Here is a 17,545-nt window from a genome sequence, read left to right on the forward strand (position 1 = left end):
ACTCTATGGCCAGCTATTGTTCATCCTGCTTATCGAGCAAGTCGAAGAAGAAGGCATATTCCAATGCATCTTCTTTAATCCGCTTAAAGCGCCCCGATGCGCCGCCGTGGCCGGCTTCCATGTCGGTTTTAAACACCAGCGTATGGTTGTCGGTTTTCAGCTCACGCAGTTTCGCGACCCATTTCATCGGCTCAAAGTACTGCACTTGTGAGTCATGCAAGCCTGTGGTGACCAACAAGTTGGGGTAGTCTTGCGCGGTGACATTGTCGTACGGTGAATAGCTAAGCATGTACTCGTAGTAGGTTTTGTCGTTGGGGTTGCCCCACTCGTCATACTCGTTGGTGGTCAGTGGAATTGACTCATCCAACATGGTGGTGACAATATCCACAAACGGCACATGCGCGGCCACCCCTAAATACAACTCTGGCGCTTGGTTGATGATTGCCCCCATTAGCAAGCCACCTGCTGAGCCGCCGACGGCAAACACCTTGTCTTTATCGCCATAGCCTTGCGCGGTGAGCGCTTGGGTCACATCAATAAAGTCGTTAAAAGTGTTCTTTTTGGTCAGCTTTTTACCGTCGTCATACCAAGGGCGTCCTAGCATTTCAGAACCGCGAATATGCGCAATCGCAAACACAAAGCCGCGATCCAACAAGCTTAAACGCGTGGTGGAGAACGTGGGCTCCATGGTGGCGCCGTATGAACCATAGCCGTATTGATAAAGCGGATTAGTGCCGTCTTTTTTGAAGCGGTCTGTGCGATACACCAAAGACACAGGCACCTGCGCACCATCACGCGCGGTGATCATCACCCGCTCTGACTGGTAGTTGTCCGGATTAAACTCACCCAGCACTTGGTTTTGTTTGAGCATTTCACGCTCGCCCGACGCCAAATCAAACTCGTAGTAGGTGCCCGGTGTGGTCAAGCTGGTGTAGTACACACGCACAGCGGTATTATCCATTTCTGCGTTGCCAGTCAGATAAGCCGCATAAGCCGAATCATCAAACTGCAACGGATATTCATCACCGTTAATCAGGTTTTGCACCGTGGTACGCGGCAAGCCATTTTCACGCTGCTCGTACACTAGATGGTTGTCGAACAGGGTGAAATCAACCAACTGCACCTTATCATTTGGCGCGATCACATCTTGCCATTGGCTGCGATCGTCACGCTCGCTTTGGTGTACCTTCATCAAGCGGAAGTTGACCGCTTGGTAGTTGGTATAGATGTAATACCACTCGCCACGCTTCGCCACTTCATATTCGATGCCGGTTTCTCGCGGATAAAACGCTTGGGCAGTAGCATTCGGATCATTGGCATCCACGAGCGATACGCCGCTGGTTTCGGTGCTGGCGTGCCAAATAAAGATTTGCTCACCGTCTTTGCTTTTGCTCAAGCCGGTGTAGTAGCTGGTATCGGTTTCTTCGTAAATTAAATCATCAGCGGATTGCGGGGTGCCCAAACGGTGGCGATACACCTGATACCCCAGCAAGGTTTGCGGATCTTTTTTGATGTAGTAAAAGGCTTGGTTGTCGTTCTGCCACACAATACTGCTCGACGCGCCTTCGACCTTATCATCGAGGTACTCACCGGTGGTGAGGTCTTTGACTTGAATGCTATAAACGCGGCGGCTGAGGGTATCTTCCCCATACGCTAATAGGTTTTCGTTTGGACTGACGCTCAGTTGGCCAATGCTGTAAAACTCATGCCCTTTCGCGAGCGCGTTGACATCCAAAATCACCGTTTTGTCGGTGCCCGCAAAGTCTTTCGCACGCACATAGGTGCGATATTCATCGTCGCCTTCCACTTCACTGGAATAGAAATAACTGCCTTTTTTGACGGGAACCGAGGCATCGTCTTTGACGATACGCCCTTTGATTTCATCGAATAGCTTGGCCTGCATTGGCTCAGTGTGTGCGAGCACCTGATCGGCGTAGGCGTTTTCTTGATTAAGATGGGCGATCACATCAGGATCTTGGCGTGCATCATCACGCATCCAATAGTAGTTATCCACGCGCGTGTCGCCGTGAATGGTCATTTCATGAGGGATTTTTTTCGCGACAGGCGCATTCAGTTCGCCTGGGCTGGAAGCTTTCACGTGTGACTCTCCTTGAAAACTGCACCCTGAGAGCAAAGACACCGCCAGTGCTCCGGTGAGTAAAATGTGTCGGGACATACTTTTCCTTCAGGTTTATTTAGCCATAACAGCAATTTAACAAACAAGCATTACTTTACTGACCTGAGGACATCAAGCAAGTTTCAATAAACAATGTTCTTTTTATCGTTCGTAAAATGACTCTCATTCTAATGCGTCCGGGGTACAAACATCATTGTTTTTAGCTTTAAACGGCAAATTACCGTGTTTTAGCCGTGTGGGGTTAAATCATCGACACACTTCGTAGACGTAAAGAATGGCCGCTCGCAACAGCATTACGCCGGCACAAGCATCATTGCCGATTGGGCGGCGACATCAATGCCCTGCTCGCTCGAGACCGTGACGCCCGTCAGCAGATCAGTCCAATCATTTTCCAGCGTCACTGAGAGTGATTGAGGATTGAGTGATTTATTTAACACCAATATTCCTGCGTCTCCCCGCTTTATCACCAACCGATCATCGGTCGCTTCCAAGACACGCATGGGCTCACCATGGGTCAAATTATGGAAGGCGATCATTTGCACCATCTTTGGATCTTTCCACGCATTTTGCCAGCGTGGTTGGCCGTCTCCCCCTTTGATACCACTGGTATCAAGATCGGTATAAATCAGTGGCACGCCACCATCGCGCCCCAAGATATATGCGTAAGCCAGCCACTCGCTCGCTTCGTCCATCACCAAATCCAAGAAAACATCATTGTTGGGAATGTCATGGGTAATGGCAAAAGTAATTGCACGCCCTCGTGATAACGCTTGGCCAAAGCAGTAAGGATCAATCAAGGATTTGAGGCTGCCTTGGTTGGAAAACGCCTGATAAAGCGTTGAGAACAGCGGAAAGTCGTAGGCACCTAAACATGTTTCTTGTAAATAGGGAGCCAGAAAGAGTTCATACTCTTCTTTGCTTGCGCCACCATCTGTGATGATTTCGCCAAAAATATGCGCATCATGGGTAATATCATCGGTCCACACGCGTTTGAGGTGCTCTAAGGTCATGTGCTTGGCCGCATCAATCCGAAAACCTTTCACGCCAATTACTTTTAACGCCTTAAGGTAGGCACGTTGCTGCGCTATCACATGATCACACACCCGCAGTGTCGGCAACCCCGGATCGCTAGGTCCGCCACTAATGCGCCCGTTTTGTACTTGCCAAGTGTCTTTCCAATCTTGTATGCCAAACGCATCGACGAAGTCCTGCTCAGTAAACAGTGGCTGAGATAAGTCGCCAAATAATGTCAGTTCACGATAGCGTTCTTCATGGGTTTGATAGGTTGCCATCACAGTTTGGCTTGGATAATTCAAGTCAGTGCGGGCATGCGCCTCATTGGCCATATGATTGAAAACCACATCGACGTACGTAAACACACCAACACGGTTTAACGCTGCAACCATCGCTTTAAAGTCCGTGGTGTTTCCGAGCGCATTTTCAATTACACGATAATCTTGCGGCTGGTACCTTAGCCACCAGCGTTCATCTTGCTCGCTTTTCATCGGAGGGGACACCAGCACCGAGCCATATCCTAGCGCGCTGATCTCCGCCGCGCGGTGTGCAATATCCGCGTACTTCCAATCAAAAGCATGCAAGATAACATTGGCTCCCATTGATTGGGTGTCTTGTAAGCCGTTCATATCTGTCTTCTCATCGCGTTTAGGCATCGACTGTGATCCCGTTGTTGATGGCTAATTCAATAGCCAAAATTATAAACGCTATACACGCGCCGCCCTCCTCCTTTGGCTCGTTGTGTAAGGATGATAAGCAAGGCGTAGTGGTTAAAAAAGCTTTATCAGTGTGATGCTGGTAAATCGTCTTGTGGGATTGGTAGGGTGCGCGTCATGGGCTCAAAGACCATAAAGGTATTTTTTCCCTCATGCTTTGCGCGATAAAGCGCATCATCGGCTTGAGTCAGTAAGCGATCGATACACAGTGCTTGTTTTGTGACCGTCACTCCAATACTCGTGGAGAGAGTCATGTCGTGTTCCGTGTAACTGTTACTTATCCTGCTTAAAATTTGACGACACAAGAGTTGCGCTTTTGCCGTTCCACAATGAGGCAGCATAACCGCAAACTCTTCACCACCAAGCCTACCCACGATACCTTGATCACCAATAACCTGCTCAAAAATGCAAGCACAATGAACCAGCACTTTGTCACCTAAAGAATGGCCGAATGAGTCGTTTATTTTCTTAAAATCATCAATATCGATCATAAGAACGCTGATAGGATAGTCATCGCTCGCCAATGCTGCTTTTGCCCTCTGCGTAAACGCTCTACGATTAAGCAATCCAGTTAGACTGTCCCTTGTTGCTTCTCTCTGCAACTTCTCATTAAGTCTTTCCAACTTGAATAAAAAAATAGCGAGCGTACTTACTACAAAGTAAGCGATACCCACCATGATAAAGCCAGCTTGTAGTAAAGATGTGCCTAGAAACTGCGTAAATAGAAGAGGGTAGAAATAAGAAAATATAGAGCGAGATAAAAAAGCGATACCAAAACCACACACGATTATGGCCAACCAACGTTTGAGCCTAAGTCCTCCATCTTTCTCACTTTTGGTAATGGTTCCAGTGATAAATAGAAGCTGAATACCCACAATCAAACTAAAGAAAACTACACGCTGACCAATATCGTCCAGGTGCCAAGCCATTAAAACAACGGAAACTAGGATGGGTAAGACAAGCTGCCACCAAGGAACACACCGAGAAAAGATCCGCCCTATCGCCCAATGACTAATGGAGAACGCTGTCATAACGCAGGCATTATAAAACATAATACCAAAGAAGGGCGGCACCATTGGGCGAGCGTAAAGCACCATATTAGCAACGCCATGAAGGACTAAAGACAAAGCCCACCCATCAATACCAGGCTCCTGGCGCCGTTCCATTAGCAATAAAGTAGCGAAAAGCCATTGAACCAATGTTGAAGTAACCAGTAATGTTGGTGCGTCAAGTTCAATCATAATTGCTATACAACCGGTTGCATTTTCACCGTTCTTGGTATCCGCACCAACACCCAACCCGGGCGACAGCACAGGCAGCCACTCCATCCTATTGTGTGAAATTAAAGAAAAATGACACACGGGCTCACATACTAGCATCGTTAACGCTAGCATTTACCAAATAGAATCCACTATATCTTGCTTTGATCATTCACTACGGTACAACACTTTAATGATGTGCCAGCCGAATTTGGTTTTTATCGGCCCAAGAGGACGCAGTAATTCGCCACTGAATACTGCTTTATCGAAAGGTGGTGCCATGTCACCGCGACGAAATTCGCCTAGATCACCGCCTCGCTTACCCGAGGGACATTGCGAGTGCTTTTTCGCAAGCGTTTGGAAGTTTGCACCTTTTCTAAGCTGGTCTAGCAAAGAGGTTGCTTGCGATTTGTCTTTCACCAATATATGAAGGGCTGCTGCTTTTTTGGTCATCAGGACGTCTCGTAAAATTAAAGCCGCTCAGTATACCGGATTTCTTCCGCTGGATAACAAAAATTGTAAGGCGACCAGAGCCGACTTACACGGAGGGAACCCAGGCAATGATATCGGCAAAGATGAGGATTAGCACAAAAATCAGCACATATTCATTAGAGGTGGAAACATAAAATAGAAAAAATCTCACTCCTCCGGCCTTTTTAATGCCAGCTCTATCCAGTTTCGTCATTCCCGACTGCTTTTGATTGCTATCTATCGCTATCGCACTAACACCCCTTAAAACGCTGATTTGATCGCATTTTGGTGGAAAAAACACATTAGAGAAAGCAGCGTTTATCGTCATAAAAAGCATAAAAAAGAGATCTGTATCACACTGCTGACACGTTGATATTCATCTGACTTTAATAATTACACCTCTGATGGTTAAGCTGTTTGTATTGTCTGTTATTTGTGTAAAAACATTGGCAGATGCTTTTACGGGTATAGGAGAGAGAGGCGAGAACTGCCACCTCACTCACTGAGAAAAGGATCTTAATCACACTCTCGTTCACCACGATTGAAAGCTAATCCACATATCGGAGGGACATGATGTCCATTTATAGCCACCTTAAGCAATTGACTGCAATTTCATGCGTTGCCGCCGCATTAGGCTTCTCAGCCATGGCCAATGCCGACACTTGGCGTTATGCCCACGAGGAGTACGAAGGTGACGTGCAGGACGTCTATGCACACAAATTTAAGGAGTACATTGAAGATAACTCAGAACATTCATTGCAAATTTATCGCTTTGGCGAGCTCGGCGAGTCTGACGATATCATGGAGCAAACCCAAGCGGGCATCTTGCAATTTGTTAACCAATCACCCGGCTTTACTGGTTCGTTAATTCCTGAAGCACAAATCTTCTTTATCCCTTATCTGATGCCAACGGAAATGGACACTGTGGTAGAGTTCTTCCGCCAGAGTAAAGCGGTCAATGAAAACTTCCCTGAGCTGTACGAAGAGCAAGGTCTAGAACTGCTCAAGATGTATCCAGAAGGTGAAATGGTGATGACGGCAGACGAGCCTGTCACCGAACCTGCAGACCTGGAAGGGAAGAAAATTCGTGTGATGACTAATCCACTGCTGTCATCTACCTACGAAGCGTTTGGTGCAACGCCAACGCCATTACCGTGGGGTGAGGTATACGGCGCGCTACAAACCAACATGATTCAAGGCCAAGAAAACCCGATTTTCTGGATTGAATCAGGCGGTTTGTACGAAGTATCACCTAACTTAATCTTTACACACCATGGTTGGTTCACCACTGCATCAATGGCGAACAAAGAGTTCTTTGATGGTTTGTCTTCTGATGATCAAGCAATGATCCGTGATGCCGCTGATTATGCGTTCAACGAAACGGTTCAACACATCCGTGGTCTTGCAGAGAAATCGCTCGATAAAATTCAGTCGGCAAGTGACGAGGTGACCGTGACACGCTTGACCGATGCACAGATCGAGAAATTTAAAGCACGTGCACCACAAGTGGAAGAAACCTTCTATGAAATGACCGGTGAAAGCGGTAAAGCACTTCTTAACCAGTTTAAGAAAGACTTGGAAGCCGTTACTAACTAGTTGTCAGTCGTACAGGCACCGCCCCACGCGGTGCCTGTTTATTTGAGGAATACGCAATGACCGATTCCGACTCTCTCAAGTACCACTCCGAGCTACCTGGCCTCCTTGGCAAACTGGATACCCTGATTTGTAAAATCGAATCCTTTATGTTGGCTGCCGGTGTGCTCTTAATGGCCCTAAATACCTGTGTCAACGTCATTGCACGCTTTGGCTTTGGACAAGGGTTATTTTTTTCAGGCGAAATTAATCGCATTTTAATTATATTGATCACCTTTGCAGGAATTGGTTATGCCGCTCGTCATGGCCGCCATATACGGATGTCTGCCCTTTATGACACCTTGCCATTCACAGGCAGAAAAATTCTAATGACTACGATCGCGCTCGTGACCGGCCTGATCATGCTGGTATTGGCCTATTTTTCTTATCAATACATTGCCTCTGTCTATGATCGTGGCCGTATTTTACCTGCCCTCGGCTTTGAAATTTGGTGGATCTATATTTGGGTGCCGCTTGGGTTTGCTATCACCGGTATTCAATACGGACTCACTGTTTATAAAAATCTCACATCACCCGATGTTTATCTCTCCGCTGGCGTGCTTGACGGTTACGCTGAGACTGAAAGTGAAGTTTAAATAGGCACCAACCACTATGGCCATGACTTTAATGCTCATCATGATTGTCTTGCTCGTGCTCGGCTTTCCGATGATGATCCCACTTACGGCTGCCGCCTTAACCGGTTTTTACATGATGTTTGGCGGTGTCGGTCAAATGGACACCTTTATTCAGCAAGTGTTAGGCGGCATTCGGCCCGCCTCGTTAATTGCTGTGCCCATGTTTATTCTTGCTGCTGATATTATGACTCGGGGGCAATCAGCGAATCGCTTAATTGATATGGTCATGACCTTTATCGGCCATATTCGTGGTGGCTTAGCGATCAGCACCGCGACCTCTTGTACCTTATTTGGTGCGGTATCAGGTTCTACCCAAGCCACTGTTGTCGCAGTAGGCTCAGCCCTACGCCCTAAATTGCTTCGAGCAGGCTACAGTGATTCGTTTTCGCTTGCCTTAATCATCAATGCCAGTGATATCGCCTTTTTGATCCCACCCAGTATAGGCATGATTATTTATGGCGTGATCTCGGAAACATCGATTGCTGAACTCTTTATCGCCGGGATAGGTCCAGGCCTAATGATCCTCACCTTCTTCTCGCTTTACTGTTTGTATTACGCCACTGTCAATAAAGTACCAACGGAACCCAAAGCCAGTTGGAGCGAACGTCTCACGGCGACGCGCAAAGCATTATGGCCACTGATGTTCCCACTCATCATTGTTGGGGGTATTTATGGCGGCGTCTTTAGTCCAACCGAAGCAGCGGCCGTGTGTGTGCTTTATGCCATGATTCTTGAGTTTGGCGTATTCCGATCATTGAGCCGTAAAGACGTGTTCATCATTGCACGTTCAACGGGCTTAATCACCGCGGTGGTCTTTATTCTTGTTGGCGTCGGTAATGGATTTTCTTGGATTATTTCATTCGCGCAAATTCCGCAAACCATTCTCGAGGCCGTGGGGATCAACCAAATGGGGCCGATGGGTGTCTTGGCATCTATCTCTATCGCCTTTTTCGTTGCTTGTATGTTCGTTGATCCGATTGTGGTGATCTTGGTATTAACGCCCATATTTGCACCTGCGATAGAAGCGACTAGTCTTGATCCTGTCCATGTTGGGATTGTGATCACCTTGCAAGTAGCGATTGGCTCAGCCACTCCGCCATTTGGTTGTGACATTTTCACGGCCATTGCCATTTTCAAAAAACCCTATTGGGAAGTTATCCGCGGAACGGGGCCTTTTATCGCGATGCTGCTTCTATCAGCCGCGCTGTTGGTGATGTTCCCGCAGATTGCGTTATTCCTACGTGATATCGCGTTTGGGTAACTAAACAACAGGAGTAATTGATGTTTAAAAGAATACTGGTAGCCGTCGATGGCTCATATTCTGCATTAAATGCGTTAGATAAAGCGATTGAGCTGCAGCAACTCACCCATGCTGAACTCTACTTATTGTGTGTGTTTAAACATCACAGCTTGTTCGAGGCGTCATTGTCGATGGTTCGCCCCGATCGATTACAAATTCCAGATCAAACCTTAAGCGAATACGCCCGCAACATTGTCGAGCAAGCCAAGCAACACGCACTTGAAAATGGCGGCGAAGGTGTGCGCGGGTTTGTCAAAGGCGGGCGTCCTTCCAAAACCATTATCAAGTTTGCGAAAAGCAAAGAAGTGGATTTGATTGTCATGGGCGCACATGGCACGCACTCCGATAAAGACGGGATGTTTCTTGGCAGTGTGTCTCACCGTGTGGCAGGGCGGGCACATTGCCCCACGATGGTGGTTTAACCCTGTGTTGATGGCCTGGTACCTGTATTAACGGCGTCCCTGTATTGACGGCGTAGTATCGGCCATTCAATCACCCATTCTATCGACGATAAAAACGCCGGTCGTTTAAGACCGGCGTTTTTTGCTTACAACGAGGTTTTTCTAGAACAGAACGCGGGCTTATTGAATATGGAAATAGTGGCTATTGAGCACTAAATGCACACCAATCGCTGCGATATAGCCCAACATGATCACCGGCGCCCATTTTAAGTGTCCAAAGAAGGTATATTTACCGTGCGCTTGCCCCATCAGCGCGACACCGGCCGCAGAGCCAAGAGACAACAAGCTACCCCCCACACCCGCTGTTAACGTAACTAACAGCCAGTTACCGTGTGACATCTCAGGGCTCATGGTTAATACCGCAAACATAACAGGAATGTTGTCTACCACCGCCGATAGCACACCGACAAGTGTATTGGCCCAGATCGGATCCCATTCTAAATACATCACATTCGACACCAGCGACAGATAACCAATCAAACTCAAGCCACCCACGCACATCACGACACCATAAAAGAACAGCAGCGTGTCCCACTCTGCATGGGAAATACGGCGAAAGACATCAAACGGGACCACTGAACCGAGACGACTCAGCGCGGCTTCATCATTTTTGGCTTCAGCAATCGCCCGTTTCCGCGCCAGAGAACGTGGTAACGTTCGGCGCAGGTAAAAACCAAAGAACTGCAAATACGCGAGGCCCATCATCATGCCCATGACCGGCGGGAAATGAATCAAGCCGTGGAAGGCAACTGCCGTTGCAATCGTGAGCAAAAACAGCACCATAATTCGTCGAGCGCCACGCTTTAACTCGACATACTCTTGCATCACGTCCGGCTGAGTGCGTGGAATAAAGCGTGACATGATAAAAGCTGGGATCACGTAGTTCACAACAGATGGAATAAACAAAGCACCAAATTCGGTGAAAGTAACCTTGCCCGCCTGCCAAACCATTAAGGTGGTGATATCACCAAAGGGACTAAACGCTCCGCCGGCGTTCGCTGCAACCACAATATTGATACACGCGAGGTTTACAAAACGTGGATTGTCGCCCCCAATTTTCAACACAATGGTACACATCAGCAGTGCGGTTGTGAGGTTATCAGCAATCGGCGAGATGAAGAAAGAAAGTACCCCAGTAATCCAAAACAAGGTTCTAAGGTCATAGCCTTTACTTAATATCCATGCCTTTAATCCATCAAACAGGCGCCTCTCTTCCATCGCCGAGATATAGGTCATTGCCACCAGCAAGAAAAGCAACAACTCTGCGTACTCCAGCAAGTTGTGCTCAAGCGCGGCATGCGCCGGTGCCATATTTCCCCATTGTGAGTATGCAAACCCGATCAGTAACCAAATCAGCCCCGCGGCTAACAATACAGGCTTTGATTTTCTTAAGTGGAGCTTTTCTTCCAACATGACTAGGCTGTAAGCAACCGCAAAGATTGCCAAAGACACATACCCTACCCATGACTGGGTGAGATCCAGTCCCTCGCCTGTTGTAGCGGCAAAAGCCGTTGGCGACACTACCGCCAACGCCGCAACCAAACGCTTCATCCTTGAGCCTCCAAATTTTATTTCCTTATTTTTGATATAACAAACAGCGCGCTCTGTGGCATTCACTCCGAACGATAATTGTTTATTTTGTCGTCTTAGGTCACCACAGAACAAAAACGAACATAATATTAACAAATATGGCGATAACGTCTATTGATAACCATGATGAAATCACAAAAAAGAAGTGACATTCTCTACTGTCAAGATTAATAATATCAATTTACTAGTCGATGTTCGCTGTTATCTCTGGCAAAAATCGACTAGGTTTAAGAAAAGTGTACGAAATGTGCCATCGCACGCTGTTCGACTAACAATAACAAATAGATAACATCGCAACTGCATCGTCGCGGTTGCGCAAGGATGTGTGAGTAACAAGAAGGGAGTCACCATGAAAACACTTAAAATTGCTGCCGTTGTATGTGCAGCGGTCCTATCACTGGGGCATGCACCATTCGCATTTGCCGAGACCGCTCGCGTCGCCGTATCCCAAATCGTTGAGCACCCCGCTCTTGACGCGACCCGCAACGGTCTGCTTGATGGCTTGGAGAAGAAAGGATATATCCAAGGGGACAACTTGTCGTTTAAATATCAAACTGCGCAAGGTAATCCAGCAATTGCGGTGCAGATTGCGCGTCAATATGTTGGAGAACAACCTGACGTCTTAGTCGGTATCGCGACACCATCAGCGCAAGCGCTCGCGGCTGCAACACGCGACGTACCCGTCATTTTTACGGCGGTAACAGATCCTATCGGCGCCAAATTAGTGAAAGATATGGCTGCGCCAACGGGTAACGTCACCGGCTTATCTGATCTTTCTCCTGTTGCCCAGCATGTGGCGCTGGCCAAAGAGCTGCTTCCCAACCTGTCGACGATTGGAGTGGTTTATAACCCCGGTGAAGCGAACGCAGTGACATTGGTTGATCTGTTAAAAGACGCGGCAGCAGAGCACGGGATAAAAGTGATCGAAGGCACGGCATTGAAAAGCGCAGATGTGCAATCTGCTGCGCAAGTTGTTGCCACCCAATCCGATATTATCTATGCGCCAACAGACAATACTGTTGCCAGTGCGATTGATGGTTTAGTGGCCGCTGCAAACTCAGCAGATACCCCTGTTCTAGGTGGATCGACGTCCTATATCCCCAATGGCGCGGTCGTTGCACTTGGCTTTGATTATTACTCCGTCGGGGAGCAAACAGCGGACTATGTTGCGGCCATCTTAGACGGCGAGCCGATTTCATCTCTGCCTGCCAACGTTGCGGAAGGGTCTGACTTAGCCGTGAACCGTTCGGCTGCAGACAAGTTGGGGATCGACGTGCCAGCTTCTATCTTGGATCGCGCCTCACGAATCGTAGAGTAGTTAGGCTCAATCTAGGAGTAGTAAATGACGGCAATTGCGTTTTTCGGCACCCTAGAAGTCGGCCTAGTTTATGGCTTGGTTGCGCTAGGTGTCTATCTCACTTTTCGTGTACTCGATTTTCCTGATTTAACGGTTGACGGCAGTTTCCCGATGGGCGCCGCCGTTGCCGCTACTATGATCGTGGCGGGTTACAACCCATGGTTTGCGACCGCAATGGCGATTTTGGCTGGCGGCATCACCGGATTAGTCACTGCTTTTCTCACTGTAAAGTGCGGCATCCTCAACTTGCTCGCCAGTATTTTGACCATGATTGCCGCATTTTCGGTAAACATTCGTATTATGGGGCGACCCAATATTGCCTTACTCGGCGAGGAAACTATTCTAACGCCATTTGAATCACTCGGTATTGCCCCCGTCTATTTGCGTCCCTTAGTCGTGGGCGTATTAGTGATTATCAGTGGGCTACTCGTGGTCCGCTTATTAGCCAGTGATTTTGGCTTGGGGTTACGCGCAACGGGCGTTAATGCGCGAATGGTTCAAGCACAAGGCGGCAGCACGGCGATGTACACCTATTTTGGTCTCGCCCTTTCAAATGCCTTTGTTGGCTTTGCCGGTGCATTATTTGCGCAAACCAATAGTTTTGCCGATGTGACCTCTGGCGTAGGGACCATTGTCGTCGGTCTCGCCGCCGTGATCCTCGGACAAACATTACTGCCTGGACGTAAAGTCTGGGTCGCCGTTGTGGCGGTGATTCTGGGTTCCATTTTATATCGCCTCGCCGTCGGCTTTGCACTATCGAGTGGCATGTTTGGTCTTCAAGCCTCTGATCTCAACTTGGTTACCGCGGTGCTGGTTGCCGTGGCATTGATCGCTCCCAAAATGCGCCAACAGTATCAAAAGTCCAAACGCGCAAAACAGGCGGAGGTGTCAGGATGATCTCGCTGAACAATATTCAGGTCACGTTTAATCCAGGGACCGTCCTCGAAAACCGTGCTCTGCGCGGCGTAAGCTTAACCATTCCCGAAAACGAGTTTGTCACCATCATTGGTTCCAATGGCGCAGGCAAATCAACCTTACTGGGCGCCGTCACCGGTGAAACGCCGATGATTGGCGGCCAAGTTATGATTGACGATATTAATGTGACCAAGAAGGCTGTGCATCAGCGCGCCACCCTTGCCGCACGCGTATTTCAAGATCCACTTGCGGGTACCTGCGCGTCGTTAACCATCGAAGAAAACTTGGCGCTGGCTTATCGGCGAGGTAAAGGGCGCGGTTGGTCACGTGCGCTTGGGAGTAAACGTCGTAAATTGTTCCAAGAGCGCATTGCGATTTTGGGGTTAGGTTTGGAAGATAGACTAGGGGATAGCATTGGTCTGCTGTCTGGAGGTCAGCGTCAGGCCGTAAGTTTGGTGATGGCCACCCTGTCAGACAGCAAGCTTTTATTGCTCGATGAACACACCGCCGCTCTGGATCCACGCATGGCCGCGTTCGTGATTGATTTAACCAAAACTATCGTCAATGAGTTTAACCTCACTGCCATGATGGTCACGCACTCGATGAAAGACGCACTGGCATGCGGTGATCGAACCGTAATGCTACACCAAGGTCACATTGTGCTAGATGTCCATGGTGATGAGCGCAAAAATATGGACGTGCCACATCTTTTGGACATGTTCAACAAAGTGCGCGGCGAAACCCTCGCCGACGACAGCTTGCTGCTCGGTTAACTTGCTACGGCGCTTGCTGTTATATAAGCGCCTAGTCATCTATTTTCTATGACTTATTTTTGCTCGGCCACCACTGATTAATCAGGCGTCCTCCTAATGAGGGCTGGTAACGCCAACAGTGATCGAACATGGCCATTAATTCAGGGTTGCCATATTTGGATAAGCTTACCGCATGGAAACGGTTTTGCTTTAACTTCAATGCATCAATCTTTTCGATCATCGTCTCGGACTGCTTAGGAGCAATAAAGTCCGACACCACCACTAGATCGGCGTTTTGATAGCGTTCACCGGCCATCAGATTAAGCGCTTTTTCGATCACAGGTGCCATATCTGTCCCGCCGTGGAACCGATATGAAAGAAAGCTCATCGCTTCTTGCAAACCGCGCTCACCGGTCAGCTCATAGCTGATATGGTCAGTGGAAAAAAGCATCACGTAACAATCACGATGCTCGGTCGCGGCAATCCGCATCAATACATAGGCGAGTGCTTTGGCGCATTGCTCTGGGAATCCACTCATCGAGCCTGAGGCATCGACGGCTATGATAAAAGGTCCCTTTTTTTGCTCTGGCTTGGATTGACTGGGTGCGTACGTCTCTACTTTTTTCCGGCGATGGGCTTGGCCCGTCATTTGATAATTCAGCAATTGTTTATCGACAAGCTGTTTATAAAAAACAACCTCGAGCGCAGGATCAGCCAGCAATACCGCCTCATTGGGTAAGAGACGGTCAACACGATCACTTTGGCAGATGCCGGTGATGTCATCAGGGACATCAACTTGCTTTTCCGGCACGGTTTTTAGCGTTTCCGTCGGCTGCTCGCTGGGCCCTTGCGCATCAACATGGTTTGCCATTCGCCCTAACTGTTCGGCAATCGCCTGAAGCTCTGGGTTCTTCTCTAAAAAAGTAATAAACCGTTTAAGTAAGGTGACGTCTTGCTGGGAAAGCGAGCTGGCCGCCATATCCCATAGCCGCCCCACTTTGCTGATATCACCCGATTGATCCACGCCATTCATTTTTTGATAGGTCGAGATACGGCGATAGAGATCGTCGAGTAATTTTTGTTTTTGTGCTTCAACACTGTCGGACTGGTTTTTTTGTATTTCCGCTTTTAAATGCGCGTGCCATTTGTTGCAAAAGTACGACTGAAACATAGGATCAGCATGTTGAGCTTGATGGGCTGCGAGCCTTTCTGCCTGCGGATAGAAAGAAGAAACAGATTTTAATTGGCTTAGTAAAGTATCAATGTCTTTTTCAAACGCGCGCGCGGTTTTTTCGGTGGCCTGCTCGTAGTATTGAATTTCTTGCTTCAGAGAGGCTGACAACCCTTGTTGAACCAGTTTGCGCTTTGTTTGCCCCCGCCAGCGGTGAAGCTGTTTTTTTACTGCTCGCTTAATCGCTGGGCTTCGTTCTGTCAACACAAGTAACTGGGGATGAGACATCAACTCTGTCATCGCCGCATCCAGTAACCCAGACTCGGCGAGCATCAACCCCATGTTCAGGCTCTCAGCGCTCAGCATCACTGGCTCCTGAGAAGAACTCACCTAAGCGCGCTAAACGATTAACTTGGCGCTCTAGGTTATTAATCTGCGTTTTGACCTCATGTTCGACGTCGACCAAACTCGCTGACGCGGTTTCAAGCAGATCCGGTTGCGCAAATAAATGGGGCAACCCAGCATTGAGCTGACTGCGCGCGCGACGAATTAAAAACTGCGCATGCTGCAATTGTTCAAGCGCATGATCTGTTTGTTGTGTCCATGTGGCCAGCTGTTCCTCGCTCGGATCGTTCACGCCCACCAGGGCCATAGGCACCGGCCGATTAGCAATGTCTTTGATGACTAAGGCGTGCTGCGCATCCCACTCCAGAGTGAGCCGGCACAGGTGATTATTTTTATTCACATAGCCATACAAGTCTGTGCTGCCTGTTTTCAACTTTTTCTCAATGTCAGCCGCATCAAGATACACCCAACGACTGTCACCTTTTTCTTGCTCTGAAACCGATGGGTTGGCTCGAAGTAGAACAAAACGAACCAAATCTCGACTTTGGTTGACCGTGAAGCGAGGCGACTGGCTCAAGTCAATCATCGCTTTGCGCGTGAGCCCAGCGTTGGCCGTGTCTTGTCGATAGGTCAGCGCTTCAGCTGTGTCTTGCTCAATATCTTCTAACGCCACTTTGACGTCATCGAGCAAGGCAAGCACTTCTTGTTGATCGAACAGAACTTCTTTGGCAAATGCCTGCATCACGGTTTTCACCACATCACGCGATTCTGGGCTATGCCATAGGCAGTCTTCCAGTAACAATAAGTCCAATGGGGCGACTTCATCACGACCATTGAAAAAAGCGGCCGCTTTTAGCAAACGCACCGCCTTTTTCCACCGGCGATCGGACACATAAAGTTCACTTGGGTCGAATTGTGATTGTTCACTGCCGGCATTTTCTACCCGCTGTTTTAGTGTGTAGAGTTTTTCGAATATCGCATCCGGCAGACCCAAGGTGGGAATAATGGTCTGCCAATCCTGATATTCTTGATGGCTAATTTTCAACTTATCGGCCACCGCCACTTCGTCCTGGCTGGGCTCGGTAAGCATCAGTTTGAAGTTTTTCTTCTCTTGGATACGATTGACGAAAACGCGGAGTAACATGCGATCATAGAGCGCATCAAGGCCACTATCGGGATCAGGCAGTTCATTGGACGCGGTCACTAACAACCGCATAGGGACAGGATAAACATGCTCACCGTTTTTAAAGGTGCGTTCATTCACAACGGTTAAAAGAGTGTTAAGAATGGCAGGTCCGGCTTTCCATATTTCATCCAAAAATACCACATCAGCATTGGGTAGGTAGCCGTCGGTTAGGCGTACGTATTTGCCTTCATCTTTTAGCGCTTGAATCGAAAGCGGGCCAAACACTTCTTCCGGTGTCGAAAAGCGCGTCATTAAATATTCAAAAAATTGGCTGTTATCAAACGCCTCTATCAAACGTTTCGCAATATAGCTTTTGGCAATGCCTGGCGGGCCGAGTAAAAACACACTTTCACCCGCGAGTGCGGCCAATAGACACATTTTGATAGTGTGCTCGCGTTCGTATACCCCACTAGATAGAGCATCAATAAGGCTTGCAATACGCTCGGGTAATAGCGCGCGACGGCTGACGGTGGCAAGGTTTTGAGACAAGTGGCACTCCGCTATTTGTGGCTAGGTGTCATCGTTAACGCATTTGATTAAAATCGGTAAAAAGCTTCACTGCTCTTTAACCATGGCAAGATTCCACTACTTTGCCATTCGCTAG

At 48.3% G+C, this 17,545-nt stretch carries 14 protein-coding genes; 7 read left to right on the forward strand and 7 right to left on the reverse strand.

What is annotated here, in order from left to right:
- Positions 1-13: 13 nt before the first annotated feature.
- The 4 genes from BZG81_RS08290 to ppiC form a co-directional block, all read right to left on the reverse strand.
- Positions 14-2,176, reverse strand: a complete 2,163-nt coding sequence (locus BZG81_RS08290) for a S9 family peptidase (protein ID WP_077677154.1) — start codon at positions 2,174-2,176, stop codon at positions 14-16.
- A 254-nt stretch (positions 2,177-2,430) separates the two neighbouring features.
- A complete protein-coding gene (locus BZG81_RS08295; RefSeq protein WP_077677179.1) occupies positions 2,431-3,780 on the reverse strand; it encodes an alpha-amylase family protein in 1,350 nt (449 codons plus the stop codon).
- 155 nt (positions 3,781-3,935) lie between these two features.
- Complete coding sequence (locus BZG81_RS08300; protein ID WP_158011836.1) at positions 3,936-5,180, reverse strand: GGDEF domain-containing protein; 1,245 nt, start codon at positions 5,178-5,180, stop codon at positions 3,936-3,938.
- A gap of 114 nt (positions 5,181-5,294) precedes the next feature.
- A complete protein-coding gene (gene ppiC / locus BZG81_RS08305) occupies positions 5,295-5,579 on the reverse strand; it encodes a peptidylprolyl isomerase PpiC (protein ID WP_077661145.1) in 285 nt (94 codons plus the stop codon).
- 588 nt (positions 5,580-6,167) lie between these two features.
- Here ppiC and BZG81_RS08315 point away from each other — a divergent pair.
- Genes BZG81_RS08315 through BZG81_RS08330 form a run of 4 tightly spaced genes read left to right on the forward strand, consistent with a single transcriptional unit; the run spans position 6,168 to position 9,586 of the window.
- Positions 6,168-7,193: a TRAP transporter substrate-binding protein gene (locus BZG81_RS08315; RefSeq protein WP_198532339.1), complete on the forward strand. Its 1,026-nt coding sequence runs from the start codon at positions 6,168-6,170 to the stop codon at positions 7,191-7,193.
- A gap of 56 nt (positions 7,194-7,249) precedes the next feature.
- Complete coding sequence (locus tag BZG81_RS08320; protein WP_021024504.1) at positions 7,250-7,825, forward strand: TRAP transporter small permease; 576 nt, start codon at positions 7,250-7,252, stop codon at positions 7,823-7,825.
- A gap of 16 nt (positions 7,826-7,841) precedes the next feature.
- Positions 7,842-9,125, forward strand: a complete 1,284-nt coding sequence (locus BZG81_RS08325) for a TRAP transporter large permease (RefSeq protein ID WP_077661147.1) — start codon at positions 7,842-7,844, stop codon at positions 9,123-9,125.
- Positions 9,126-9,145: 20 nt separating this feature from the next.
- The gene (locus tag BZG81_RS08330) at positions 9,146-9,586 is read left to right on the forward strand and encodes a universal stress protein (protein ID WP_077461402.1); all 441 of its coding nucleotides are present in this window, start codon (positions 9,146-9,148) and stop codon (positions 9,584-9,586) included.
- Between the two features lie 159 nt (positions 9,587-9,745).
- Here BZG81_RS08330 and nhaD read toward each other — a convergent pair whose 3' ends face one another.
- The gene (gene nhaD / locus BZG81_RS08335) at positions 9,746-11,176 is read right to left on the reverse strand and encodes a sodium:proton antiporter NhaD (RefSeq protein WP_021024507.1); all 1,431 of its coding nucleotides are present in this window, start codon (positions 11,174-11,176) and stop codon (positions 9,746-9,748) included.
- 388 nt (positions 11,177-11,564) lie between these two features.
- On the opposite strand from nhaD, the gene BZG81_RS08340 reads away from it, so the two are divergent.
- From BZG81_RS08340 to BZG81_RS08350, 3 genes are read left to right on the forward strand one after another with little or no spacing between them, the layout of a single operon-like run.
- A complete protein-coding gene (locus BZG81_RS08340) occupies positions 11,565-12,533 on the forward strand; it encodes an ABC transporter substrate binding protein (RefSeq protein WP_077677156.1) in 969 nt (322 codons plus the stop codon).
- 24 nt (positions 12,534-12,557) lie between these two features.
- Positions 12,558-13,469 carry an ABC transporter permease gene (locus BZG81_RS08345; protein ID WP_077677157.1) on the forward strand — a complete coding sequence of 304 codons (912 nt, stop codon included), beginning with the start codon at positions 12,558-12,560 and terminating at the stop codon, positions 13,467-13,469.
- A complete protein-coding gene (locus tag BZG81_RS08350; protein ID WP_077677158.1) occupies positions 13,466-14,260 on the forward strand; it encodes an ABC transporter ATP-binding protein in 795 nt (264 codons plus the stop codon). Before BZG81_RS08345 ends, BZG81_RS08350 begins: the two co-directional genes overlap by 4 nt.
- Before the next feature lie 46 nt (positions 14,261-14,306).
- Here the strand turns inward: BZG81_RS08350 and viaA are convergent, their stop codons facing one another.
- Together viaA and BZG81_RS08360 are read right to left on the reverse strand one after the other, a co-directional pair.
- Positions 14,307-15,776, reverse strand: coding sequence for an ATPase RavA stimulator ViaA (gene viaA, locus BZG81_RS08355; protein WP_077677159.1), 1,470 nt, complete (start codon positions 15,774-15,776; stop codon positions 14,307-14,309).
- The gene (locus BZG81_RS08360) at positions 15,763-17,430 is read right to left on the reverse strand and encodes an ATPase RavA domain-containing protein (RefSeq protein WP_077576698.1); all 1,668 of its coding nucleotides are present in this window, start codon (positions 17,428-17,430) and stop codon (positions 15,763-15,765) included. Before BZG81_RS08360 ends, viaA begins: the two co-directional genes overlap by 14 nt.
- Positions 17,431-17,545 lie beyond the last annotated feature (115 nt).

The organism is Salinivibrio sp. MA607, assembly GCF_001996245.1.
Classification (GTDB): domain Bacteria; phylum Pseudomonadota; class Gammaproteobacteria; order Enterobacterales; family Vibrionaceae; genus Salinivibrio; species Salinivibrio costicola.